General features: G+C 64.0%; 20 protein-coding genes and 1 tRNA gene. 15 read left to right on the forward strand and 6 right to left on the reverse strand.

Annotated features, from left to right (window positions below):
- Positions 1 to 586: 586 nt before the first annotated feature.
- Positions 587 to 712, reverse strand: coding sequence for a hypothetical protein (locus BW41_RS21970; protein WP_268747117.1), 126 nt, complete (start codon positions 710 to 712; stop codon positions 587 to 589).
- Positions 713 to 850: 138 nt separating this feature from the next.
- Between BW41_RS21970 and BW41_RS12310 the strand changes: the two genes are divergently transcribed.
- From BW41_RS12310 to BW41_RS12320, 3 genes are all read left to right on the forward strand, one after another.
- The gene (locus tag BW41_RS12310) at positions 851 to 1,075 is read left to right on the forward strand and encodes a hypothetical protein (protein ID WP_152542297.1); all 225 of its coding nucleotides are present in this window, start codon (positions 851 to 853) and stop codon (positions 1,073 to 1,075) included.
- 6 nt (positions 1,076 to 1,081) lie between these two features.
- Positions 1,082 to 1,162 carry a DUF7684 family protein gene (locus tag BW41_RS22060; protein ID WP_443027646.1) on the forward strand — a complete coding sequence of 27 codons (81 nt, stop codon included), beginning with the start codon at positions 1,082 to 1,084 and terminating at the stop codon, positions 1,160 to 1,162.
- A 228-nt stretch (positions 1,163 to 1,390) separates the two neighbouring features.
- Positions 1,391 to 2,538 (forward strand): IS3 family transposase gene (locus BW41_RS12320; protein ID WP_152542304.1). Its coding sequence is split into 2 segments (ribosomal slippage): positions 1,391 to 1,652 and positions 1,652 to 2,538, totalling 1,149 coding nucleotides; the frame shifts between segments, so codons are not numbered across the junction.
- A gap of 626 nt (positions 2,539 to 3,164) precedes the next feature.
- Here BW41_RS12320 and BW41_RS12325 read toward each other — a convergent pair.
- Complete coding sequence (locus BW41_RS12325; protein ID WP_161773133.1) at positions 3,165 to 3,911, reverse strand: Crp/Fnr family transcriptional regulator; 747 nt, start codon at positions 3,909 to 3,911, stop codon at positions 3,165 to 3,167.
- 111 nt (positions 3,912 to 4,022) lie between these two features.
- Between BW41_RS12325 and BW41_RS12330 the strand changes: the two genes are divergently transcribed.
- The 7 genes from BW41_RS12330 to BW41_RS12365 all read left to right on the forward strand — a co-directional run bounded on the left by BW41_RS12330 (position 4,023) and on the right by BW41_RS12365 (position 11,990).
- Entirely contained in the window at positions 4,023 to 5,117 is a 1,095-nt protein-coding gene (locus BW41_RS12330; protein WP_235199747.1) for an alpha/beta hydrolase, read from the forward strand.
- Positions 5,118 to 5,176: 59 nt separating this feature from the next.
- Positions 5,177 to 6,259: a catalase family protein gene (locus BW41_RS12335; protein ID WP_037534815.1), complete on the forward strand. Its 1,083-nt coding sequence runs from the start codon at positions 5,177 to 5,179 to the stop codon at positions 6,257 to 6,259.
- A 25-nt stretch (positions 6,260 to 6,284) separates the two neighbouring features.
- Positions 6,285 to 7,391 (forward strand): NAD(P)-dependent alcohol dehydrogenase, encoded by a 1,107-nt coding sequence (locus BW41_RS12340; protein WP_037534816.1) that lies wholly within the window; start codon positions 6,285 to 6,287, stop codon positions 7,389 to 7,391.
- Between the two features lie 29 nt (positions 7,392 to 7,420).
- Positions 7,421 to 8,005, forward strand: coding sequence for a carboxymuconolactone decarboxylase family protein (locus BW41_RS12345; protein WP_200870426.1), 585 nt, complete (start codon positions 7,421 to 7,423; stop codon positions 8,003 to 8,005).
- Complete coding sequence (locus BW41_RS20585; protein ID WP_235199748.1) at positions 7,963 to 10,050, forward strand: L-dopachrome tautomerase-related protein; 2,088 nt, start codon at positions 7,963 to 7,965, stop codon at positions 10,048 to 10,050. Before BW41_RS12345 ends, BW41_RS20585 begins: the two co-directional genes overlap by 43 nt.
- Positions 10,051 to 10,061: 11 nt before the next feature.
- Positions 10,062 to 11,147, forward strand: a complete 1,086-nt coding sequence (locus BW41_RS12360; protein ID WP_037534817.1) for a catalase family protein — start codon at positions 10,062 to 10,064, stop codon at positions 11,145 to 11,147.
- A gap of 81 nt (positions 11,148 to 11,228) precedes the next feature.
- The gene (locus tag BW41_RS12365) at positions 11,229 to 11,990 is read left to right on the forward strand and encodes an SDR family NAD(P)-dependent oxidoreductase (RefSeq protein ID WP_037534818.1); all 762 of its coding nucleotides are present in this window, start codon (positions 11,229 to 11,231) and stop codon (positions 11,988 to 11,990) included.
- Between the two features lie 202 nt (positions 11,991 to 12,192).
- Here BW41_RS12365 and BW41_RS12370 read toward each other — a convergent pair whose 3' ends face one another.
- Positions 12,193 to 13,251, reverse strand: coding sequence for an acetate/propionate family kinase (locus tag BW41_RS12370; RefSeq protein WP_037534819.1), 1,059 nt, complete (start codon positions 13,249 to 13,251; stop codon positions 12,193 to 12,195).
- On the reverse strand, positions 13,239 to 15,653 hold the full coding sequence (locus tag BW41_RS12375; RefSeq protein ID WP_037534820.1) for a phosphoketolase family protein: 2,415 nt from the start codon (positions 15,651 to 15,653) through the stop codon (positions 13,239 to 13,241). Before BW41_RS12375 ends, BW41_RS12370 begins: the two co-directional genes overlap by 13 nt.
- 519 nt (positions 15,654 to 16,172) lie before the next feature.
- Here BW41_RS12375 and BW41_RS12380 point away from each other — a divergent pair.
- On the forward strand, positions 16,173 to 17,405 hold the full coding sequence (locus BW41_RS12380; RefSeq protein WP_235199749.1) for a glycoside hydrolase family 27 protein: 1,233 nt from the start codon (positions 16,173 to 16,175) through the stop codon (positions 17,403 to 17,405).
- Between the two features lie 249 nt (positions 17,406 to 17,654).
- Here the strand turns inward: BW41_RS12380 and BW41_RS12385 are convergent, their stop codons facing one another.
- On the reverse strand, positions 17,655 to 18,410 hold the full coding sequence (locus tag BW41_RS12385) for a hypothetical protein (protein WP_051583474.1): 756 nt from the start codon (positions 18,408 to 18,410) through the stop codon (positions 17,655 to 17,657).
- Positions 18,411 to 18,464: 54 nt separating this feature from the next.
- On the opposite strand from BW41_RS12385, the gene BW41_RS12390 reads away from it, so the two are divergent.
- Both BW41_RS12390 and BW41_RS20995 read left to right on the forward strand, forming a co-directional pair.
- A complete protein-coding gene (locus BW41_RS12390) occupies positions 18,465 to 18,776 on the forward strand; it encodes a hypothetical protein (RefSeq protein ID WP_152542298.1) in 312 nt (103 codons plus the stop codon).
- A 201-nt stretch (positions 18,777 to 18,977) separates the two neighbouring features.
- Positions 18,978 to 19,811, forward strand: coding sequence for a hypothetical protein (locus BW41_RS20995; RefSeq protein WP_152542300.1), 834 nt, complete (start codon positions 18,978 to 18,980; stop codon positions 19,809 to 19,811).
- An 80-nt stretch (positions 19,812 to 19,891) separates the two neighbouring features.
- Here BW41_RS20995 and BW41_RS12395 read toward each other — a convergent pair.
- A tRNA-Ser gene (locus BW41_RS12395) sits at positions 19,892 to 19,982 on the reverse strand.
- Positions 19,983 to 20,069: 87 nt separating this feature from the next.
- Between BW41_RS12395 and BW41_RS12400 the strand changes: the two genes are divergently transcribed.
- A complete protein-coding gene (locus BW41_RS12400) occupies positions 20,070 to 20,909 on the forward strand; it encodes a peptidylprolyl isomerase (RefSeq protein WP_037534822.1) in 840 nt (279 codons plus the stop codon).
- Positions 20,910 to 21,338: 429 nt separating this feature from the next.
- A complete protein-coding gene (locus tag BW41_RS12405; RefSeq protein WP_037534823.1) occupies positions 21,339 to 22,640 on the forward strand; it encodes a CitMHS family transporter in 1,302 nt (433 codons plus the stop codon).
- The last annotated feature ends 91 nt before the right edge of the window (positions 22,641 to 22,731 follow it).

Consider the following 22,731-nt stretch of genomic DNA (forward strand, 5'->3'; position numbering starts at 1 on the left):
CAGACCGGTATCGCTTGCAATCGCGATGTCGATCGGCCGCGCGGATAGCGTGGCGTGGTCGCTGTTTAGGAAAGACTTGACGCGTTCTGGCGTCCGCAACGTGCTCCAAGCGACTGCAGTCAGCCGTAGCTGCCGTGCGGCTGCCTCTCGTGACATCGCCGTCCGTGCAGGCCGGAATACTCGCGTCTTCCTCTGATCGGGGTTGTTCGCGCCATCGTTGCGGGCCTGCTGGGTGATAGGCGCACTCAACTTACGCGCGAACCGACCAGAGTGACCGCACCGGTGGCAGCTCGAGATTGAGCAATGCTGGCTGAATATGCTGCGGCAAGACCACGGTGCGAAGCACGTGCTTCGACCGATAGCGCGGTCGAGGCGGCGGCCAGCGAAACCTGATGCCGATGATAGAGATAGCTCAGATCCATGGGGATACTTCCAGCTGTAAGCGGGAGCGCATGTGTCTCTCAGCCAGTGGCGCCTACGATCGGATGCCAGTGATGGCTTCTATTTAGGGGCCGAGTACCCGATTTGTAAGCCGGAGCCTCGGCCGCTTGACATGGATCGACAAAGATCCGTTGGTATCGATCGGCTATTTCCGAATCGTCACCATCCCAACTGGATTGTCCTTGGTCGATGCGTTGGCTGCGATCGTCTTCACCTTCTCTGCCTTAGGCTTGCGAACTTCCTTGTTCGATTTGCGCTGGCTTTTGGCCATCGTCATCATCCTTTAGGGCGAAACGCCCTTTTCGTTGATACACCGTTCCACCGGAATCACGGCATTGCATCTGACATGCGCGAATGAAGGCTGCCGAAACTCTGCGTGAGACGTTGAGCAGTGGAACAGGAGAACGTCATGCCCGACGAAAAGCATATTGCTAGCGGCGCTAGCTCCGACAGCCGCGGCGAAACGATCGACAAGACGACAGCGCCGCAAGCTGAAAGCAGCACGTCAGCCGCCAACGACGATAACGGCAAGGGGCAGAGTGATACCGGCCGCGCAGATCAGACCGATGACAAGGCCTTCCGTATCGATGAGGCTGCGCACGACGCCTTCGATCCGGACGAGGAACAAGCATAGTCGTCGATGACACCGGACGATAGGTTCGTACTGACGATGTGGCATAACGCAAAGCCACTTGCCGAGGTTCTTTGTTTTGCATTCTAAAAGGGCATAACGCCCGGACATTGATCTTCAGAAACCCATAATTCTACATGCCGCACGGGAGCACAGGGTGGTTACGATGCTGCGCTTCAATGATAGTCAAACACTGGCGGATGAAGCGTGGCGCAAGCTCCACCCTGAAGGGACACCTACTTCCGACCAGCGTCGACTGAGCTGCTGCCGGTTTCGTGGACACCGAGATAGGGTGTTTTTCGGAACCGGAGGATGGAGATGCAACGACGAAAGTTCAGCCGTGAGTTCAAGCTCGAGGTGGTGAAGCTGGTTCGGGAACGCGGGGTATCTGTATCGCAGGCCGCACGCGATTTGGACCTGCACGAGAACGTGCTGCGCAAATGGGTGCGGGAGCAGGCGGCGGAACCGGGGTCGGCGTTTCCTGGGCATGGCGTGATGAGACCGGAGCAGCAGGAGATTGAGCGGCTGCGCCGCGAGTTGGCCAGAATGAAGGCGGAGCGCGACATCTTAAAAAAAGCGGCGGCCTACTTCGCCAGGGACTCGATATGAGGTTCGAGTTCATCGCGAAGCAGCGGGGGACCTGGCCCGTATCGTGGATCTGCGAAGCGCTCGGTGTTTCGCGCAGTGGCTTTCACGCCTGGCTGGTTCGGGCACCCAGTGCCCGTGCCCGGAGCGACGAGGAGTTCGGCGCCAAGGTGCGCGCCAGTTTCATCTCCAGCTATCGGACGTACGGTGCGCGCCGGGTCTGGCACGATCTTCTGGCCGAAGGCCTGTCATGTGGTCTTCATCGCATCGAGCGGCTGATGCGTGTTCAAGGCCTGAAGGCGCGTCCGCGGCGCCGTGGGCTGCCGAAAGACGATGGCCTGCGCTCCATCATCGCCGGCAACCTCCTCGACCGCCAGTTCACGGCCGAGGCGCCAAACCAGAAGTGGATCGCCGACTTCACCTACATCTGGACCGCGGAAGGGTGGCTATACGTCGCCGTCGTCATCGACCTGTTCTCGCGCCGGGTCGTTGGCTGGTCAATGAGCGACACCATGGCCGCCCAGCTCGTCACCGACGCGCTGATGATGGCGATCTGGCGGCGCGGAAAGCCCGACGCCCTGCTGCACCACTCAGACCAGGGCAGCCAATATACGAGCGAGAAGTTCCAGCGGCTGATGGCCGAAAACGGCGTGACCTGCTCGATGAGCCGGTCGGGCAACGTCTGGGACAACGCAGCGATGGAGAGCTTCTTCTCCTCGCTCAAGACCGAGCGGGTCGGACGTAAAACCTACCGCACGCGCAATCACGCAAAGGCAGACGTGTTCGACTACATCGAGCGCTTCTATAATCCGATGCGACGCCACTCGACCCTGGGCTATCTCAGCCCCATGGACTTCGAGCGGCAAGCGCAGGTAGCTTAACCTCGTGTCCACGAAACCGGCAGCAGCTCACTCCAAGGCGTCGGTCACCTCTGAATGACCTTTGTAGTAGCGTCGTCGCCGTCGCAGGCAAGGTGGGCCGAGCTGGAAATGGGCATGCCCGCGGTTTGGGGCTGGTTCAGGCTTGCTCAACGAATGACGCGATGGGCCCATTCGACGAAGGTGTCTCCCCCGAGCGCGAGCGCTATTGAGCGAAAGCTGCCGCCCTCCCCTTCGCGGCGATGACCCAGAAACCGTCATTCCAGGTACCCTGCCCGCCCCCCGTTCTTTGCCATTCGTTCACGTCGCGATTGCGGGTCACAAGGACTTTGCTGGCCAATTGCCTGTGAGGCGTTGGGCGCGATTGGAATGGTCGCTTTCGGAAGGGGTCCTTGAATGTCACCGGCCGGCTAAATTGGTGCTTTCAGGTATAATTGATCGGGTGGCGGCCATGCCCGGCTCGACCCATATCCGGTCGTTGGCGAAGTATTTGCCCCGCCCCAACTTCGGCCATTTGTTCATCTCGAGTAAGCGTCCAATCTCACCGGTGAGGGCAAGTCGGCGAGATATGGGTATCTCAAGCCACTCATGGGGTCATCCGGGGGCGGCAGTCGGCAGATTCAATTTGATCAGAGGCCGAGTAGGCGCCGATGTTCCGCCTCGGCGAACCCGTAGGTGTCGCCGGCGAGCCTCAGCAGCCGCTCGCGATCACGCACGATCACGCGCCCGCGCACGGACCGGACAGCCTCATCCTCTTCGAGCTTGTGCAGTGCGTCGGTCACGCTGCTACGGCGGACGCCGAGCATGAGCCTGAACTCCTCGTGCGTCATGCAGATGTCGTCCTCCTGCACACGATCGTGGTAGAGCAGGATCCATCGCGCCATCCGCCGCTCGATCGAATGCGCGAGCGACGAGACGATCGTCCTAGACATTTGAATCATGACCACGTCGACGAAACGGAGCAGAACGGTTCGGATCGCCGGACGGTCGGCCAGTATCTCGTTCAACGCCGCAGCCGACAGCCGCATCGCCGTGCCGTGTTCGGCCCTCATCACCACGTCATGCGACCAACGCTCGTTGCCAAGCAGCAACTGCCAACCGATGAACCCTTCGCTGCCGACCAGCGCGACTGCGTAGCGGCGGTCACCCTCGAGCGAGTCAAGTATTGCAGCGATACCGGTCAACGGGAAGCAGATGCTGTCGGCCGCATCGCCAGCGCGTGCGATCATGTCGCCATTGCGAAACGGTACCGGTTCCAGATGCGGCGCAAGGGCGGCGCGGTCAGCGTCATTCAAGAGACGCAGCAGCCCATTCGCCTCCCAGGGCAACGCGTTAGACCTGCGCGTCTCATCCACGATCGAAGCCTGATCATCCATGCCGCCGCCCATACTCCCGAATTTCGCTGCCCAAACGCTTGCGTCTACTTTCGTACCGAAACGCCGAAGCGCGCTCGATGGTTGAGAAACGGATAGTTACAGGAGGGATTTTTGCTCAAAACCATTTCCATGCTGATCGCCGCGTCGACGGCGATCGCAGGCGTTCCGGCTCTCGCCCAGTCAGCCCGCTCGGTCACGGCCCCTCCTCCGCCACCTCCGCCCCCGACATCCGTGCAGCCCCCGAAAGCCGCACCCGACATGCAGTCGGTCCTGGACGCGCTTGCGTCGCTCGGCGGGAAGCCGATCGAGACGCTCACGCCGGCCGAAGCCCGGATGCAGCCCTCGGCTGCGGACGGAGCCAAAGCGGCGATGCAGAGGAAGGGTATGTCGACGGCGCCTGATCCGTCGGTAACGACGAAGGACCTGCCGTACGGCAGCGACCCCAAGCAATTCGCGCGCATCTACAAGCCGGCCGGTGCACCCGCCGGTGGCAAGGCCATGCCGGTCATCGTTTACTACCATGGCGGCGGCTGGGTCATCGCCGACGTCGACACCTACGATGCTGCGCCGCGGGCCATGGCGAAGGCGCTGAGCGCCATCGTCGTCTCGGTCGAATACCGCCATGCGCCCGAGTTCAAGTTCCCGGCGCAGCATGACGATGCGGCCGCTGCCTATCGCTGGACGCTCCAGAATGCGGCAAGCTGGGGTGGCGACCCTGCACGGATCGCGACGGTCGGCGAGAGTGCCGGCGGCAATCTTGCGGTCGCGACCGCGATCTACGCGCGGGACAACGGCCTGACGGTGCCGCGGCACATCGTGTCGGTCTATCCGATCGCGAACAGCAGTATGACGCTTCCCTCGCGGCGGGACTCGGCGAACGCCAAGCCGCTCAACACTGCGATGCTGCCGTGGTTCGGCTATTACTATCAGACGAGCAAGGCCGATGCGCAGGATCCGCGTCTCAACCTGGTCGCCTCGAACCTGCGTGGTCTGCCGCCGACGACGATCATCAACGCGCAGATCGATCCGCTCCGCTCGGATGGCGAAACGCTGGCGGCCGCGATGCGGGCGGCCGGCGACAAGGTCGAGCAGAAGACCTTCCCGGGCGTCACCCATGAGTTCTTCGGCATGGCCAATGTCGTTGGCGGCGCCAAGCAGGCGAACGACCTCGCTGTAGCGCGGCTCAAAGCAGCGCTGGCGCGTTGATCGATATGGAAGGGCGGCGACTGCCGCCCTTCTCCCCTTTCAAAACACGAGGCCGTGCCATGACCGGTTCACCCGTCCGCTATTCACCCGACGTCGAACAGAGGCAGTCCGACGAGGCCGACACCATCCAGCAGCTCAACGAGGCGTTCGACGTCATCCTGGAGCGAACGGCGGAGGATTACGGCCATGCGGTCCGCTCCGTGCATGCCAAGGCGCATGGCGTCTTGAAGGGCGAACTCGTCATCGACGATGCCCTGCCGCATGAGCTGGCGCAGGGAGCGTTCGCCTCTCCCGGCACCCATGAGGCGCTCATCCGCATCTCGACCAATGCCGGCGACATCTTGCGCGACGGCATCAGCCTGCCACGGGGTCTCGCGATCAAGGTTCTCAATGTCCAGGGCGAGCGTCTTCCGGGTGCCGATGGAACGGCACAGGATTTCGTCACCAATAACGGCAAGGTGTTCGTGGCGAAGGACGCCAAAACCTTCCTCGGCAACGTCAAGATGCTGGCCAAGACAACCGACCGCATGGAGGGCGTGAAGGAGGTACTCTCGACCACATTGCGGGGCGTACACAAAGCGCTGGAAGCGGTCGGGCTTTCCAGTCCAACTGTCGACACGCTGGGGGGTACGCCCAACGCCGATCCACTGGGCGAAACCTACAATTCGGTCACGCCATATCGCTGGGGCGATTACATCGCCAAGTATCGCCTCGTACCGATCGCGTCCGATCAGGTCGCGCTCACCGGGCGCACCGTCGAAGCGGCAGATCGCCCGGATGCGATCCGTGAGGATGTGCGTGTCGAGATGGCCCGGCTCGATGCGGAATGGGAATTCCAGGTCCAGCTTTGCAACGACCTCGAAAAGCAGCCGATCGAAGACCCCACGGTCGAATGGGACGAGGAGGTCTCGCCGTTCCAGCGCGTCGCCGTGTTGCGCGTACCGGCGCAGGATAGCTGGAATCCGGCCCAGGTGCGCAAGATCGATGAGGAAACACGCTTCAGCATCTGGACCGGGCTCGCGGCACATCGGCCGCTCGGCAACGTCAACCGTGCGCGCAACGAGACCTACCGTCACTCCGCGGACTTCAGGGCGCGCGTGAACGGCTGCCCCTATCACGAGCCGACCAGCGCAAACGCCTGATTAATCGAAACAAGGAATACGCAGGATGACCAAGGCCCTCGGCTACGCCGCCAAGCATTCGTTCAGCCGCCTGAAGCCCCTCGAGTTCGATCGCCCCGAGCCGAAGGCCAACGAGGTGCAGATAGACGTCCTCTATTGCGGCGTCTGCCATTCCGACATTCACCAGGTCGAGAACGACTGGGGCAATACGGTCTATCCCTGCATGCCGGGCCATGAGATCATTGGCCGCGTCTCGGCTGCCGGTGCGAGCGTTTCGCGGCACAAGGTCGGCGACCTCGTCGGGGTCGGCTGCATGATCGACAGCTGCCGGCAGTGCGAGCCCTGCCGCGAGGGCGACGAGCATCATTGCGAAGGGCATAACAGCTGGCTGGCGACCTACAACGGCCCGATGAAGCCCGCCGCGCAGACCGAGGACGGGGTCAACACCTACGCCGAGGACAACACCTATGGCGGCTATTCGAACGTCATCGTGGTTCCGGAGGATTTCGTCCTGAAGGTGCCCGAAAGCTTGCCGATCGAAGCGGCGGCGCCGATCCTGTGCGCCGGCGTCACCACCTATTCGCCGCTCAAGCACTGGGGCGTGAAGGCGGGCGACAAGGTCGGCATCGTCGGCCTGGGTGGGCTGGGCCACATGGCGGTGAAGCTTGCGGTCGCGATGGGCGCCGATGTCACGGTGTTCACGACCGACAAGGACAAGGTCGAGCCGGGCAAGGCGCTGGGCGCCAGCCGGGTCGTGATCGAGGGCGACAAGGACGCCTACAAGGAACTTGAGCTCAGCTTCGACTTCATCCTTTCGACCATCCCGGAAAAGCACAAAGTCGACCCGTTCATCACGCTCCTGAAGCGCAATGCGACCTATTGCGCGGTCGGTGCGCTCGATCAGATCCCCGGCTACAATAACCAGGAACTCATCATGCACCGCCGGACGCTGGCGGGCTCGCTGATCGGGTCGATCGCCGAGACGCAGGAGGTGCTCGACTTCTGCGCCGAGAAGGGCGTCGCGCCCGACGTCCAGTTGATCGACATCCAGGACGTCAATGCGGCCTACAAGAAGGTCAAAAACGAGGACGTGCGGTTCCGCTATGTCATCGACATGGCCAGTTTGAAGCGTGAGATGGACGAGGCCGCCTGATGCGCGCGCCTCCATTTCCTCCGGCAGACATGCCGGAGGATCTCCGCTCGCTGCACGATGAGATGAGCGGATACATCGCCGAGCACCTCAAGGGGTTCGTGTCCCGTCGGACCGATGGCGCGCTCATCGGACCATTCGCACCGATGCTCCGTTTTCCGGCATTCGGTCGCGCCGCCTGGATCTACACAAAGGCGCTGATCGACAATGCGAACCTTCCCAAGGCAGCGCACGAGGTCGCGATCCTCGCCACCGGCGCGGCTATGAATTCCCGTTATGAACTTTACGCGCACGAACGGGTCGGCGAGGCCGCCGGGCTGTCGAACGAGAAGATTGCCACGATCGCAGCAGGCCAGCGGCCCGCCGATCTCACCGAAGAAGAACAGGCCGCCTATGACGTGGCTGTGACCTTGGCCGGCGGACGCCAGTTACCCGCCTCTACTTATGGTCGCGCCGTTCGCGCGTTCGGCGAAGATCAGACCGCAGAGCTGATCTACCTCGTCGGGGGTTATTGCCTCGTGTCGCTGCTGCTCAACGCATACGACATGTCCGTGCCCGGCCGCGAGGAGGGCTTGTGCGACGACGCCCGAGAGGAAGCGGCCGGGGACCGATCGTGAGCGGTGACCAAGGTTTGGCATACTTTGCGACCGACACGCTCGACATCGTTTATCGCGACCAGGGCCCGCGGGACGGTACGGTAGTCGTGTTGCTCCATGGCTGGCCGGACGATGCCTCGACATGGGAGCATGTCAAAGGACGCCTGAACGAGGCTGGCCTGCGTACGATCGTCCCGACGCTTCGTGGCTTTGGGGCGACGCGGTTTCGGGACGATGCATCGCCCCGGACCGGTAATAGCGCGATCCATGCAATGGACGTGGTCGCGCTGCTTGACGGCTTGGAGATCGACCGGTTCATGGTGGCCGGTCACGATTGGGGATCGAACATCGCTGAAGCGCTTGCGGTAGGCTGGCCAGAGCGGGTGGAACGGCTGGCGATGCTGTCGACCCCGCCCCGGCTCGGCGGCATGGCGAATCCGCCCTTCGAGCAGACCCAGCGGCAATGGTATCACTGGTTTATGGCGACCGCGCGCGGGGCGGAGGCGGTCCGTGCAGACCGCCGCGGCTTCGCCCATCTCCACTGGGTCAATTGGTCGCCGCCTGGCTGGTTTGACGAAGCAACGTTCGCTCGTATCGCGCGGTCGTTCGACAATCCCGACTGGGTCGACGTGACGCTCCATAGCTATCGTTCCCGGTGGGATGAAGCGGCGCCCGACCCGGGCAGTGCATGGCTGGAGGAGAAGGTGAAAGCGGCTCAGACGCTGTCGCTGCCAACGCTTTACCTCCATGGAGATGCGGATGGTGTAAATCCGCCCTCTACAGCTGAGGACGTCCCCTCGAAGTTCGCCGGCCCGTTCGCGGCCGTCACGCTGGCAAGCGTGGGTCACTTCCCGCAGCGCGAGAACCCGGAGGCGGTCGTCCGCCACCTTCTTACCCTCTTTACCGGCGACCCCGCCGTGCTCACCGATACGATCGACAGGAGCCTGACCATGAAGAAAGCCGCCCCCTATGCCGCCGGGATCGCCGCCATCGGCCTGGTCGCCGCTGCCGCAGCCGGAGTCGCCCATGCCCAGGGACGCAGCGCGCAGCTGACGCAGGTGGCACAATTCGATCATCAGGCGACCGGCGTCGCGGTGACCGAGGATGGCCGTCGCTTCGTCAACTTTCCTCGCTGGACGGACGACGCGCCCATCTCTGTTGCCGAGGTGATGAAGGACGGATCCTTACGTCCCTATCCCGACGCGAAGTGGAACAGCTGGCGCAACGCTCGCGCCAACGAACTGCCGGTCGGCGATTATTTCATCTGCGTGCAGTCGATCGTCCCCGATGGCCATGGCAACCTTTGGGTGCTGGATCCCGGCGCGCCGGGTAACGAGAAGATCCTCGAAGGCGCCCCGAAACTCGTCCGCATCGATCTGGCGTCGAACAGGGTGACGAAGACGATCCCGGTTCCCGGCGACGTGGCGTTGCAGGGCACCTACCTCAACGACATCCGCTTCTCGCCCGACGGCAAGATCGGCTACATCACCGACAGCGGCACGCGGGGCGCGATCATCGTGGTCGACCTGGAGAGCGGCAAGAGCCACCGTGCGCTTGACGGGCACCCCTCGACGCAGATCGACAAGACGGTGAAGGTCACGCTCGACGGCAAGCCGCTCGTCCGCCCCGATGGCCGCCAGCCTGCCTTCGCCGCCGATGGCATCGCGATCTCCAAGGACGGCAAGACGCTCTACTATCAGGCGCTGACCGGCAAGACGCTCTATTCGATCGACACCGCCAAGCTGCGGTCGGACGTCAGCGAGACCGACAGGTCAGCTGCTGTGAAGACGGTCGCGCAGACCCACGTTGCCGACGGCCTGTGGATGAGCAAGGCGGGCGTCCTCTACCTGACCTCGCCGACCGACTATGCGATCAAGCGGCTGAACGGCGCGACCGTCGAGACGGTGCTGACCGACCGCCGGCTGCGCTGGCCCGACACCTTCTCCGAAGGGCGTGACGGGACGATGTACGTCACCGCCAGCCATATCCAGGACACCAACTGGTTCACGCCCGGCACACCCCCGTCGATCAAGACGCAGCTGTTCTCCTTCGCGCCCGCCAAGTGATCGGACATCCCATGACCTATCTACGCTATTCGCCCGACATCGAAACACCGGAGACCGACGAACAGGACAGCATCAACGGCATCATCCAGGGCATGACCCAGGAGAGCCAGACCGTCGAGAAGCGCGACGGGCATGCGGTACGGGCGAGCCATGCCAAGAGCACGGCCTGTGTGATCGGCAAGCTCATCGTTGCGCCCGGGTTGCCGCCCGAGCTGGCACAGGGCCTCTTCGCAGATCCAGGCACGTTCGATGTCGCCGTCCGTTTTGCGCAAGGCCCCGGTGAGAAGCTCGGCGACCGCGTCTCAACCCATCGCGGCATGTCGATCAAGGTATTCGGTGTCGAGGGCACGAAGCTGCCTGGCCATGACGCGCCGACGCAGGACTTCGTCCTCGCCAGCGGTACGACCTTCCCGGCGGGGACCGCCGCGGGCTTCCTCTCGCAAGCCAAGAAGATTGGGCTGACGGTGCCCATGCCCGAAGGGGTGAAGAGTGCGGCCGCCTCCGTCGCCCGCAACATCAACAAGGTACTGAATGCGGTCGGTGCGGGTCCGAGCCCGACGCTGGACTTCTATGGCCACCCCTTCAGCCACCCGCTGGTCGAGGAATATTTCAGCCAGTGCCCGGTGCGCTACGGCGACCATGTCGCGAAGATCGGGGCCTTTCCCGTTTCAGCCGAGCAACATGCGCTCGCCGATTGGCAGCTCGACCCGCATCAGGATGAGGATGGCTTCCGCCATGCCTCGGTCGAGTACTTCGAGGGCAAGGATGCGGTGTTCGAGCTTCGGGCGCAGCTGTGGACCGATGCCGAGACGCAGCCGATCGAGGACACCTCCGTCGATTGGCCGACAAGCGAAAGCCCATATCGTACCGTCGCCACGATCCGATTGCCGCGGCAGTCGGCCTATGGCCCCGACCGCGTCCGCTACTTCGACGAAGTGATGACGTTCCGCCCGGCCCATAGCCTTGAGGTCCATCGCCCGCTGGGCGGCGTGATGCGCGCGCGCATGCAGGTCTACCAGGCGCTCAGCGACTTCCGTCACCGTGAGAACGGCATCGCCGCCGCCAACACCGCTACCATCCAGGACATTCCAGCCTGAGCTGAACACCAGTCCTGATGACAGTGAGAGGACAATCATGAAGCTGCAAGGCAACCACGACGCTCAGGCGGGGAATGCATAATGGCGCGCTTTTCCAACAAGGTCATCGTCATCACGGGTGCCGCCTCGGGGATCGGTGAAGGGGTCGCGCGTCGCTTCGCTGAGGAAGGCGCAACGCTGGTATTGGGCGACATCGACAAGGCCGCGCTCGACAAGCTGGCGGGCGAACTGCACGGCACAGTCGAAACCCGCGAGACCGACGTGTCCGATCACGCTGCATGCGAGACGCTCGTCCAGGCTGCGATCGATCGCTTCGGTCGGATAGACGTGCTGGTTAACGACGCGGGCGTCGATCATCTCGGCAAAGTCGATGAAGGCGACTTCGCCGAATTCACCAAGGTGATTGAGACCGACCTCTACGGCGTCGTTCACATGAGCCGCGCGGCGATCCCCCATCTGCGCCAATCGAAAGGCTGCATCGTCAATGTGTCGTCGGTGTCCGGGCTGGGCGGCGACTGGAACCATAGCTTCTACTGCGCGGCAAAGGGCGCAGTGAGCAACTTCACCCGTGCGCTGGCGATGGACGAGGCGAAGCACGGCGTCCGCGTCAACGCGGTCAACCCGTCGCTCACCTACACCGCGCTGACCGCGGGCATGAAGGAGCAGCCCGAGTTGATCACCAAGTTCGAAGAACGCATCCCATTGGGCCGCGGTGCCGAGCCCGCCGACATTGCGGGGGTAATCGCGTTCCTCGCGAGTGAGGATGCGCATTTCGTGACGGGCGTGAACCTGCCAGTCGATGGCGGCCTTACTGCCTCAAACGGGCAACCGCCGCTGTCTTGATGGATGTGAGGCGGGCCCTCGCGCCCGCCCAATATTCGGGATGTGAGCATGCCCCTGATGCCAGATTCATTAAAGGGCAAATTGCTCAAGCCGATTGATTCACGTCGCAGCAATTTGACCCAGAAGACGACATTCAGACCGACTTGCCGGCTTCCCGACTTCGGCCATTTGCTAATCGGCGCGCTGCCACCGGCAGGCGATGTCACGCCGCCGTGTCACGCGCGACGTCCGCCCGCATAAGCTTCGACGCATCCCACGCGATCTGCTCTTCCTCATCAGCCGAGCAGACTCTGACGTTCCCCGCATCTGCACCCTCTGCGACTCCGGCCCAGGCGAGATCGGCGCATATCGCGTTCCGCGTCTCGGCATCATGCTCGCCGATGCCACCGCTGAAGACGAGCAGGTCGATGCCGCCCAGGCTGGCGGTCATCGCCGCGATCTGCTTGGCGACCGATCGGCAGAAGATGTCGATGGCAAGCCGGGCGTCGGGAGCGGCGGGTGCCAGCCGACGGAGTGTCTGCAGGTCGCCGCTCCGGTCCGAGATGCCGAGGAGGCCGGATTCACGATCGAGCAACTCCTCGAGCCGACCAGCCGTCATTCCGTGTTTGCGCAGCAGGAACATCAGCAGGCCGGGATCGAGATCGCCGCTCCGGGTGGCCATCACGACGCCCCCCGAGGGAGTTAGTCCCATCGAGGTATCGACCGAGACGCCGTCCAGGATCGCCGTGACGCTTGCCCCGCTGCCGAGGTGCGCGATCACCAGCCGCTCGGGCAGGTCGGCGCCGAGCTGGCGCACGATCGACTGACAGGATAGGCCGTGAAAGCCGTAGCGTCTGACCCCGACCGTCCGGAGCGCTTTGGGAACGGGCAGAACGGCGGCGATCGCCGGTAGGTGTTCGTGGAAGCCTGTATCGAAACAGGCGACCTGCGGTGTGCCCGGATAGCGGCGCCGCGCCGCCGCGATCAGGTCCAGCGCGGCGGGCCCATGCAGGGGCGCAAACGCGCATGCCGCCTTGAGGTCGGCAATGACACCGTCGTCGATCAGCGTCGGCCGGAACAGCTTTGAGCCGCCGTGGACGACGCGGTGGCCGATCGCATCGGGCAACCTGTCTAGCTTCGCCGCGATCCCGTCGAAGCTATGATCGTGCGCAGTCTCGATCGCACCAGAGACTACCGTCTCCATCCGGTCGTTCCCGACGGTGAATGCACCGTATTTCAGTGACGAGGAGCCGCCGTTGATCGCCAGGATCAGCGTGTCCACTGCCAGTCCCGCACCTCGGGCAGGTCGTCACCCTGTTCGGCGACGTAGAGCTTGTGGCGCTCCATCATCCCCCAGTAGCGGGCAGTCTCCGCGGGCACGCGATCCTTCAGGCGCGGCACGCGCTCGATCGCGTCGAGTGCGAGCCGGTATCGGTCAAGGTCGTTCATGACGACCATGTCGAACGGCGTCGTCGTGGTACCCTCGCCCTTGTAGCCGCGGACGTGAAAGTTGTGGTGACCGTGACGGGCGTAGGCCAGCCGGTGCACCAGCGAAGGATAGCCGTGAAAGGCGAAGATCACCGGCCGGTCGGTGGTGAACATCGCGTCGAACGCACGATCGTCCATCCCGTGCGGATGTTCCGACTGCGGTTGCAGCACCATGAGGTCGACGACGTTCACCACCCGAATGCGGATGTCGGGCACATACTCCCGCAATAAGGTCGTTGCCGCGAGCGTCTCCAGCGTCGGCACGTCGCCGGCACAGGCAAGCACCACATCGGGGTCGCCGTCGTCGCTCGCCCAGTCCCAGATGCCGGCACCGGTCGTGCAGTGGCGCACCGCCTCGTCGATCGTCAGCCACTGCCATTCGGGCTGCTTGCCGGCGACGATGACATTTACATAATTGCGGCTGCGCAGGCAGTGATCGGCGACCGACAACAGACAATTGGCGTCGGGCGGCAGGTAGATGCGCGTGACCTCGGCCGTCTTGTTCGCCACGTGGTCGAGGAAACCCGGATCCTGGTGTGACGAGCCGTTGTGATCCTGCCGCCAGACATGCGACGTCAGCAGGTAGTTGAGCGAGGCGATCGGTTTGCGCCACGGGATCGTGCGCGTGGTCGTCAGCCACTTCGCGTGCTGGTTCACCATCGAGTCGACGATATGGACGAATGCCTCGTAGCACGAGAACAGGCCGTGGCGTCCTGTCAACAGATAGCCCTCCAGCCAGCCCTGGCAGAGATGCTCGCTCAGCACCTCCATCACGCGGCCGTCCTGAGCAAGGTCGGTATCGTTCGGCTCCGTTTCCGCCATCCACGTCTTGCCTGTAACGTCGTACACCGCCTGCAAGCGGTTCGAGGCGGTCTCGTCGGGGCCGAACAGCCGCATGTTCGACGCGCCCAGGTTGAGCGCCATCGCCTCCTTCAGGTAGCTGCCGAGCGTCGCCGTGGCAGGCGCCCTGACGCCCCCGGGCGCCGTGAGCGCGACGGCGTGCGACCGGAAATTGGGCAGCGCCAGCGAGCGCATCAGCTCCCCGCCATTGGCGTGCGGGTTGGAGCCCATCCGGCGGTGACCGGTCGGCGCCAATGAAGCGAACTCTTCGCGGAACTTGCCGGTGGCGTCGAACAGCTCTTCGGCGCGATAACTCCGCATCCACGCCTCTAGCAGGACGAGATGCTCAGGATTGTCGAAATCGGCGATCGGCACCTGATGTGCGCGCCAGGTGCCCTCGACCGGCTTGCCGTCGACAATTTTCGGCCCGGTCCAGCCCTTCGGCGTGCGGAGCACGATCATCGGCCAGCGTGGCCGCAACCCGCTTGGCGTGGCCGACCGGGCCTCGCGCTGGATCGTGCGGATATGGTCGAGCACCGTGTCGAGCGCCCCCGCCAGCTGCTGATGGACGAACATCGGGTCGTCACCTTCGACGAAGAACGGCTCGTGACCGTATCCGCGCAGCAGGCTGGCAAGCTCCTCGTCGCCGATCCGGGCGAGCACGGTCGGGTTGGCGATCTTGAAGCCGTTGAGGTGCAGGATCGGCAGCACCGCGCCGTCACGCGCGGGATTGAGGAACTTGTTGCTGTGCCAGCTTGCCGCGAGCGCGCCTGTCTCTGCTTCGCCGTCGCCGATGACGCAGGCGACGATCAGGTCGGGATTGTCGAACGCGGCGCCGTATGCGTGGGCGAGCGAATAGCCGAGCTCACCGCCTTCGTGGATCGATCCCGGCGTCTCCGGCGCGACATGGCTCGGGATCCCGCCCGGCCAGGAGAACTGCCGGAACAGCCGCTCCATGCCGCCGCGACTGCGCTCGATTGCGGGGTAGCGCTCGGTGTAGGAGCCTTCGAGATAGGTCTGCGCGACGATGCCGGGGCCGCCATGGCCGGGCCCGATGATCGCGATCATGTCGAGGTCGTGCTCGACGATCAGGCGGTTGAAGTGGACGTAGAGGAGGTTCAGCCCCGGCGTGGTGCCCCAATGGCCGAGCAGCCGCGGCTTGATGTCGGCCAGCGTCAGAGGACGTTCCAGCAACGGATTGGCGCGCAGGTAAATTTGGCCGACCGAGAGGTAGTTCGCCGCCCGCCAGTAGCCGTGCATCCGCCGCAGCAAATCCGGCGACAGCGGCGACGCCTCTGCCGCGCGGATGTCCGTGTGAGGGTTCCCGAGGGGCGAGCGTTCGAGCAGCGCGTCCATGCTCAAGCCGACCCGCCGTCCGCCGACGGTCTACCGGTTCGAGTGTGGCCGGCCGCCCAGTGCAGGTCGGCAAGCTCGGTATGGATGATGCGCGCCATGTTGGTAGCCGAGAGTTCGGCCATCTTCCGTTCGAACCGTGCGCGAGCGAGATGATTGCGGCGAATAAGCGGCATAGCCGTCTCCCGTTGGTAAGCGGGAGCGCTGACGGTCTCTCAGCCGTCGCGGTGCCCAGGGCGGAAGCGACGATGACCTTCATTACCACGTTGGCGCTTTATCCCCTAACGATCTCTGGCCGGTAAACGAGGAGCCGGCGTGCAGTACAGTCGCCCGCGACAAGACCCACGACCGGCCGTTCTCGGTGACGCCGAGCCCTCCCAACTTCGGCCATTCGTTCACTTCGGTGTCGCAGCCCCTTCTGCTCCTTCCGGCCTTCCGATAGCAGCCGCCTGCAAAGTTGAGGCTGGAATTGCGTGCGAAGGTGCTGCACGTGCAGTCCATAGGAAACGAAAGAGGTTCGGCGTGCTGAACAAGGTGTTGCTCCGCGTCATTACTGCGGTTCTGCTGCTTCACACGGCCACTCCGCTTCGGGCACAAGAGGTGCTCGATCCCGACCCGAATACGCTGGCACCGTCCAAGGACCCGAGGCGTACTGCGAACGGCCTGGCGCAGCAGCCGCCGATGGGCTGGAACAGCTGGAACAAGTTCGCCTGCAAGGTGGACGAGACCACTATCCGTGCGGCCGCTGACGCGATCGCCACTAACGGGATGAAGGGCGCCGGGTATAACTATGTCGTTATCGATGATTGCTGGCACGGCGCCCGCGACGCGAACGGATTCATCACCGCGGACAAGACGCGCTTCCCCAGCGGGATGAAGGCGCTGTCGGACTATATCCACGCCAAGGGGCTCAAGTTCGGCATCTACTCAGACGCCGGCACGAAGACGTGCGGGGGGCGTCCGGGTAGCCAGGGACACGAATATCAAGATGCCCTGCAATATGCACGCTGGGGCGTGGACTACCTCAAGTATGACTGGTGCTCGACAGGCGTTCGCAACGCCGAAGAAGCCTATGCGCTCATGTCGGACGCGCTCCGTGCGTCGGGTCGCGATATCCTGTTTTCGATGTGCGAATGGGGGAATTCGAGGCCGTGGCTATGGGCGTCCAAGATCGGCAACATGTGGCGCACGACCGGCGACATCACCGATAAATGGACTGGCCGTTATGGCTATAGCTGGGGTGTGGCGTCGATCGCCGACATGAACGAGCCGCTATGGCCCTACGCCGGACCGGGTCATTGGAACGATCCCGATATGCTGGAGGTAGGGAACGGCGGCATGACCGACACCGAATATCGTTCGCATTTCTCGCTCTGGGCGATCATGGCCGCGCCGCTGATCGCCGGCAACGATATCGTCGGCATGACCAATGCGACCCGCGCGATCCTTCTCAACACGGACGTCATTGCCGTCGATCAGGATCGGCTTGGCATACAAGGCCACCGGGTGTGGAAAGACGGTGACCGCGAAATTTGGTCCAAACCTCTGTCAGACGGGGGGCGTGCCCTGCTGCTGTTCAATCGCGGCGACGCCGCCGCGGCCATCGCCGCCGACTGGACAATGCTCGGCTTGCCACGAAAAGTACGGATGGAGGTGCGCGACCTCTGGGCGCACAAGAGCCTCGGCAAACGCTCTGGCCGCTTCGAGGCGTCGGTCGCACCTCATGGTGTCGTCATGGTGCGATTGAAGCAATAATTCCGAAAAGAATGCCTGCGGATACGATCTCGGCCCGGTGTTGGGGCGGATTTTTCCGTTCGGTATGTGTAGCGCGACGACCCACATGCGGACGCTCACAGCCGCTTTATCGCTTCCCGAAAGCGGACGTCCATTCAGGTGGCGCGGCAGGGCAGCAAATGGGCCGATTGCGGACCGGCAGCCTTTTACATGGGCAGCGGAAGCTGCTGTTTTGCGGGTGTCACAAACGCTCGGTTGTGACACTCGGCCTCAGCCCACAACCTCGATTTCATCTTCTGCGAACCAACCCTGCTGCAGCAGCGCGTCGCGCGATGCTGTGGGGTTCTCCGCGTAATAGACGACTGCCAAGCTCCGCTCGGCGCGGCTGCACGTCACATAGAAAAGTCGCCGTGTACGATCGATTGTCGTCTCCTTGCCTGCCGCCTCGTTGTCGAGATCGGTCTTGCTCTTACCCTTGGCACCGAACAGCTTGTCATAGTTGAACAAGAATCCGCGAGCCTCCTCGTCGCTGATGACGACCATTACTCGTGGAAACTCCAAGCCCTTCACGCCCTGATGGGTGTCGAACTGCGAAACGCCGCGGACATAGCGGTCATATTTGTCGACCTGATCGAACGGCGCCTCAAGCGCCTGCCGCCAGGCGGCGGTCTCGCTCTTGTTGTCGACTTCTTCTTCGTTCTCGTCCGCGTCGTCCTCGTCTGCCGGATCGGGGTCGGCGGTGGCGAAGGGTAGCAGCACGTCCGGCACGGTGAACAACCGGTGCTCGGCAACATAGCGCAGCACGTCGCGCAGGCTCGCCGGGGGTTGCCCGTCGACCAGCGCCAGCAGCCCCGCACAGGCTCCTTTCGCCCGATCGAGCCGACCCTGCTGCGCCTCGCCGGCATCTCGCAGGGCGTCGCGGTCAAGCAGCGGCGAGGTCTTGCGGATGATCGCAGCCGTCGCGAACCGGTCGCCAGCTCGCAGGGCCTTGACCAACGGCAGGATCTCACGCGTGAAGATGCCCAAGCCAGCACCAGTCCCGTCGCCGAACCGCCGCTGACCGGCTTTGCCGAAGAGGCGTTGCCTATCTTCGTCCCGGCTGAACAATGCGAAGGCGTCGATACAGGCCCCATCGTCACCGCCGCGCCGCCCAGTCAGGACACAATGTGGGCTCGCCTGCAAAGCGTCGTGTGGCGCGTCGAGGAAGGCACGTTGCCGCCCGCCGCCCTGGTCGCCATCACCGATCCTGCGCAGCCCCTAGAAGCCGCTGTCAGCGCCGCCGGAGCGTCGGGCACCGATCTTGCCACCTTCCCCCTGCTAGCCCTTCCTACCTATGCCCTAGCGCCCTTCTACCGGGCCGAGATCGGGCGTCGTCTTCCCAAGCTTCGGTGACTGCCACCACCGAAGGTTCGCCGCGCACTGTGCCAGCGTGAGCGAATGCTAGCCCCGGCGTTTCCTTCCTCCGCGCCGGGGCTAGTTCATTGATCGCAATCGCCGCTAGCTAGGGTATCGTTGAAGCGTCGTCGGCTTCCTACATCCATAGAATGAGCCGAAATAAGGGTAGAGGGAAGAGCCGCCGCGCAGCCGAAATTTTTGGCTGGAAACCCACGCTGCATTTATTGTGCGAACCCTGCGAAAACCGTCGAGCATATGCCGTCAAAGGCGCTCTTTCGAGCGAAGGATCGGCCAAGCGGACTCGAATTCCCAAGCTGCAAACAATGCAATAACGGGACTAACGCGGCCGATAGCGCCGTCGCATTTCTCGCGCGCATCGATCGCTTCGGAGACGACACGGATACGTGGCAAGTTCAAGAGGCCGTTAAATACCTTGCTGCGGCTGAACAAGGCGCGCCGGGATTCTCCGCTGAACTCTTCAACGACGGAAACTCGCGTGACACGATCATGCGAACGCCCGGCGGGCTGCTAATCCCACTCGCGGAAACGCATGTCGGCGCAATCGGTAAAGCACTGCTAGACGTTTGGGCGGCTAAGCTTGGCATGTCCCTATACAATGAACATGTGGGCTCCCCCTTGCCGCTGACCGGCGGGCTCCATGCAATGTGGTTTCTCAACAATGGATTGTCGGGAGAAACAGCAGGCCATTTCCTCCAAATACTGCCGGTTCATTCAACATTGAAGCAAGGACGCCGGAAGAGCGCGAGCGGCCAATTCGATTACCGCTTCAACTCCGACGACAAGAGCATCGTCGCCGCACTTACGCACTTCCACTCGAATATTCACTTCTTCACGATCGCAATGGCCGAACCTAACGTCTATGGCTTTCCAAAGGACAAGCTACCGCACGGTCGCTTTTCGCGGCCCGGCGAATTGCTAGCGATGATGCCGCCGAAAGCGCCGCCCGCGATCCTAATGAACCCGAACTGGAAACCGCTAGCGATCCCGCGCTTCAGCTTGCTTCGGCCCTGAACAGGCACGTCAATGAAGGTGGACATTATGGCGGACAGCTTGCCGTGATGGTTGCTAAACCATTGTAAAACAACGGTTTTTGGCGGAGCGGGAGGGATTCGAACCCTCGATACGCTTTTGACGTATACTCACTTTCCAGGCGAGCGCCTTCGACCACTCGGCCACCGCTCCGCATGTCCTGGAGCAGCGCGCCTAGCCGCTCCCGGGCCGGCTCGCAAGTGATTGCGTGATCCGTCGCCTTGCGCCAATCTTGCGGCCATGATCAGCCTGCTCCTCGCCGCCGCGCCGCTGCAAGCCGCTGCCGCCACGCCCGCCGATCCGATCGACGCGGACTGGCAGGCGGTCCCCGATGACGAGCTGCTGGTGATGACGCTCGCCTCGGGCAAGCAGGTCGTCATCCGCCTCGCCCCCGCCTTCGCACCGGCCCATGTCGCCAACATCCGTGCGCTGGCGCGGGCGCGCTGGTGGGACGATGCGAGCGTCTATCGCGTGCAGGAGAATTGGGTCGCGCAATGGGGCGATGCGACCGAGAAAAAGCCGCTGCCCGCCGGGATCACCGATCACCCCGCCGCCGAATTCGAGATCGCCGGCTTCCAGCCCGCCGTACGCCTCGCCAAGGCGGACAGCTATTCGAGCGCGAGCGGGATCACCGCCGATGGCTGGCCGGTCGCGACCAACGGGCGGCAGGCGTGGCTGACGCATTGCTATGGCATGGTCGGCGTCGCGCGCGATGCCCTGCCCAGCACCGGCTCGGGCGCCGAGCTGTTCACGCCGATCGGCCAATCGGCGCGGCGGCTCGATCGCAATTACACCGTCGTCGGGCGGATCGTCGACGGCATGGGCTATCTGTCGGCCCTGCCGCGCAGCGACGCACCGATGGGTGTCTATGCCGATCCGGCCGAGCGCACCGGCATCGTGTCGGTGCGGCTCGCCAGCGATATGCCGGCCGCCGGCCGACCGCATTTCCAATATCGCCGCGCCGACAATCCGCGCTTCGCCGCCGCCGTCGCCAAGCGCGAACATCCCGATGCGCCGACGGTCGGCCTGGGCGGGGCGGCGGTGTGCGAGGTGCTGCCGGCGGTCCGTCGCGCGCGCTGAGGCCAGCCGCTTCCGTATGCCTTCGGATAGGCCGTGCCCCTCGTCCGGCACTGCGGGCCCACGGCATGGTCAATCGCGCGAGGCCGGAAATCTCACCGACGAGACCATCGCAAGCACGGCGCGTCCTATAAGGGAGAGATCGTCTCCACCGTCAGCGATGTGCCCGAGACCGGGGCGCCATCGTGTCGACCCATCCGATCGGCCGTAAGCATCATCTCGAACCATGGCCGATCCCGTCACGATGCTTCTCTGCGCCCACGGCCGATCGCAACGCAGCCGGTTCCACAAGCGACCGATCCGATCCCGTCGTGGAAGGTCGGGCCGTCGCCCCCGCGCCATCTGTAGCACCGACGATGCGGCGCTCTCCCCCCGAAGCCTGGCGGCGATAGCGCGCCCCGCTGATCTTCCACCAAGACGGACCTTCCTGCGATGAACCTCGCCCTGCTCGGCTTCCTGATGGTCGCCACCTTCATGACGCTCATCATGACCAAGCGGATGACGCCGCTCGTCGCGCTGATCGTCGTGCCGACCGTCTTCGCGCTGATCGCCGGCTTCGCCAGCGGCGTCGGCGCGATGATGATCGACGGCATCACCGCGCTCGCGCCGACCGGCGTCATGCTGCTGTTCGCCATCCTGTTCTTCTCGACGATGACCGATACCGGGCTGTTCGATCCGCTGGTCAACCGGCTGCTCCGCCTCGTCCATGGCGATCCGCTCAGGATCCTGGTCGGATCGGTGCTGCTCTGCGCGCTCGTCAGCCTCGATGGCGACGGCTCGACCGCCTATATCATCACCATCGCCGCCATGCTGCCGCTCTACCGCCGCTATGGCATGAACCGTCTGTACCTGTGCTGCCTGCTGATGACGACCAGCGGCATCATGAACCTGACGCCCTGGGGCGGCCCGACCGCGCGCGCGGCGAGCGCGCTCAAGCTCGACCCGGCGGCGCTGTTCCTGCCGCTGATCCCCGGCATGATCGCCGGCCTCGCCGCGCTGGTCGCGCTCGCGCTGATATTGGGGCGGCGCGAGCGCGCGCGGATCGGGATCGTCCGCCAGCCCCAATCGGGCGACGCGCCGGCGATGGCGGTGTCGCAATGGCCGGAGGCGCGCCGGCCCAGGCTCCGGTGGTTCAATGCCGCGCTGACGATCGCGCTGCTCGCCGGGCTGGTGCTCGGCCTGTTGCCGCTGTCGGTGCTGATGATGCTCGCCTTCGCGGTGGCGATGCTGGTCAATTATCCCCAGGTCGCCGAGCAGAAGGCGCGGATCACCGCCCATGCCGGCAATGCCCTGTCGGTGGTGTCGCTGATCTTCGCGGCGGGTATCTTCACCGGCATCCTGTCGGGGACCGGGATGGTCGCGGCGATGAGCAAGACAGTGGTCGGGCTGATCCCGTCGGCGCTCGGCCCCTATATGGCGCCGATCACCGCGGCGCTCAGCCTGCCCTTCACCTTCTTCATTTCGAACGACGCTTTCTATTTCGGCATGCTGCCGATCCTCGCCGAGGCGGGGGCGCATTACGGCGTCGCGCCGATGGCGATCGCCCGCGCGGCGCTGATGGGCCAGCCGGTGCACATGCTCAGCCCGCTCGTCCCCTCGACCTATCTGCTCGTCAGCCTTGCCGGCGTCGAGCTCGCCGATCACCAGCGCTTCACCCTGGTGCCCGCGGCCCTGGTGTGCGTGGTGATGACGCTGGTCGGCATGGCGGTGCTGGCCTTTCCGCTCGCCGGCTGATCGATGAGCCGCGCCCGTCACCCGATCCCGCTGCGGAAGGCATACCGGCCCGACGGCACCTCGATCCCCGGCCGGCCGTCGCGGTCGACCA

The organism is Sphingomonas sp. RIT328, assembly GCF_000632225.1.
Taxonomy (GTDB): Bacteria; Pseudomonadota; Alphaproteobacteria; order Sphingomonadales; family Sphingomonadaceae; genus Sphingomonas; species Sphingomonas kyungheensis.

Bases quoted from the DNA above. Each gene is read 5' to 3' on its own strand.
- BW41_RS12365 (WP_037534818.1), top strand. From the start codon at position 11,229: ATGGCGCGCTTTTCCAACAAGGTCATCGTCATCACGGGTGCCGCCTCG.
- BW41_RS12400 (WP_037534822.1), top strand. From the start codon at position 20,070: ATGATCAGCCTGCTCCTCGCCGCCGCGCCGCTGCAAGCCGCTGCCGCC.
- BW41_RS12405 (WP_037534823.1), top strand. From the start codon at position 21,339: ATGAACCTCGCCCTGCTCGGCTTCCTGATGGTCGCCACCTTCATGACG.
- BW41_RS22060 (WP_443027646.1), top strand. From the start codon at position 1,082: ATGACACCGGACGATAGGTTCGTACTGACGATGTGGCATAACGCAAAG.
- BW41_RS12310 (WP_152542297.1), top strand. From the start codon at position 851: ATGCCCGACGAAAAGCATATTGCTAGCGGCGCTAGCTCCGACAGCCGC.
- BW41_RS12335 (WP_037534815.1), top strand. From the start codon at position 5,177: ATGACCGGTTCACCCGTCCGCTATTCACCCGACGTCGAACAGAGGCAG.
- BW41_RS21970 (WP_268747117.1), bottom strand. From the start codon at position 712: ATGGCCAAAAGCCAGCGCAAATCGAACAAGGAAGTTCGCAAGCCTAAG.
- BW41_RS12325 (WP_161773133.1), bottom strand. From the start codon at position 3,911: ATGGATGATCAGGCTTCGATCGTGGATGAGACGCGCAGGTCTAACGCG.
- BW41_RS12340 (WP_037534816.1), top strand. From the start codon at position 6,285: ATGACCAAGGCCCTCGGCTACGCCGCCAAGCATTCGTTCAGCCGCCTG.
- BW41_RS12375 (WP_037534820.1), bottom strand. From the start codon at position 15,653: ATGGACGCGCTGCTCGAACGCTCGCCCCTCGGGAACCCTCACACGGAC.
- BW41_RS12345 (WP_200870426.1), top strand. From the start codon at position 7,421: ATGCCGGAGGATCTCCGCTCGCTGCACGATGAGATGAGCGGATACATC.
- BW41_RS12360 (WP_037534817.1), top strand. From the start codon at position 10,062: ATGACCTATCTACGCTATTCGCCCGACATCGAAACACCGGAGACCGAC.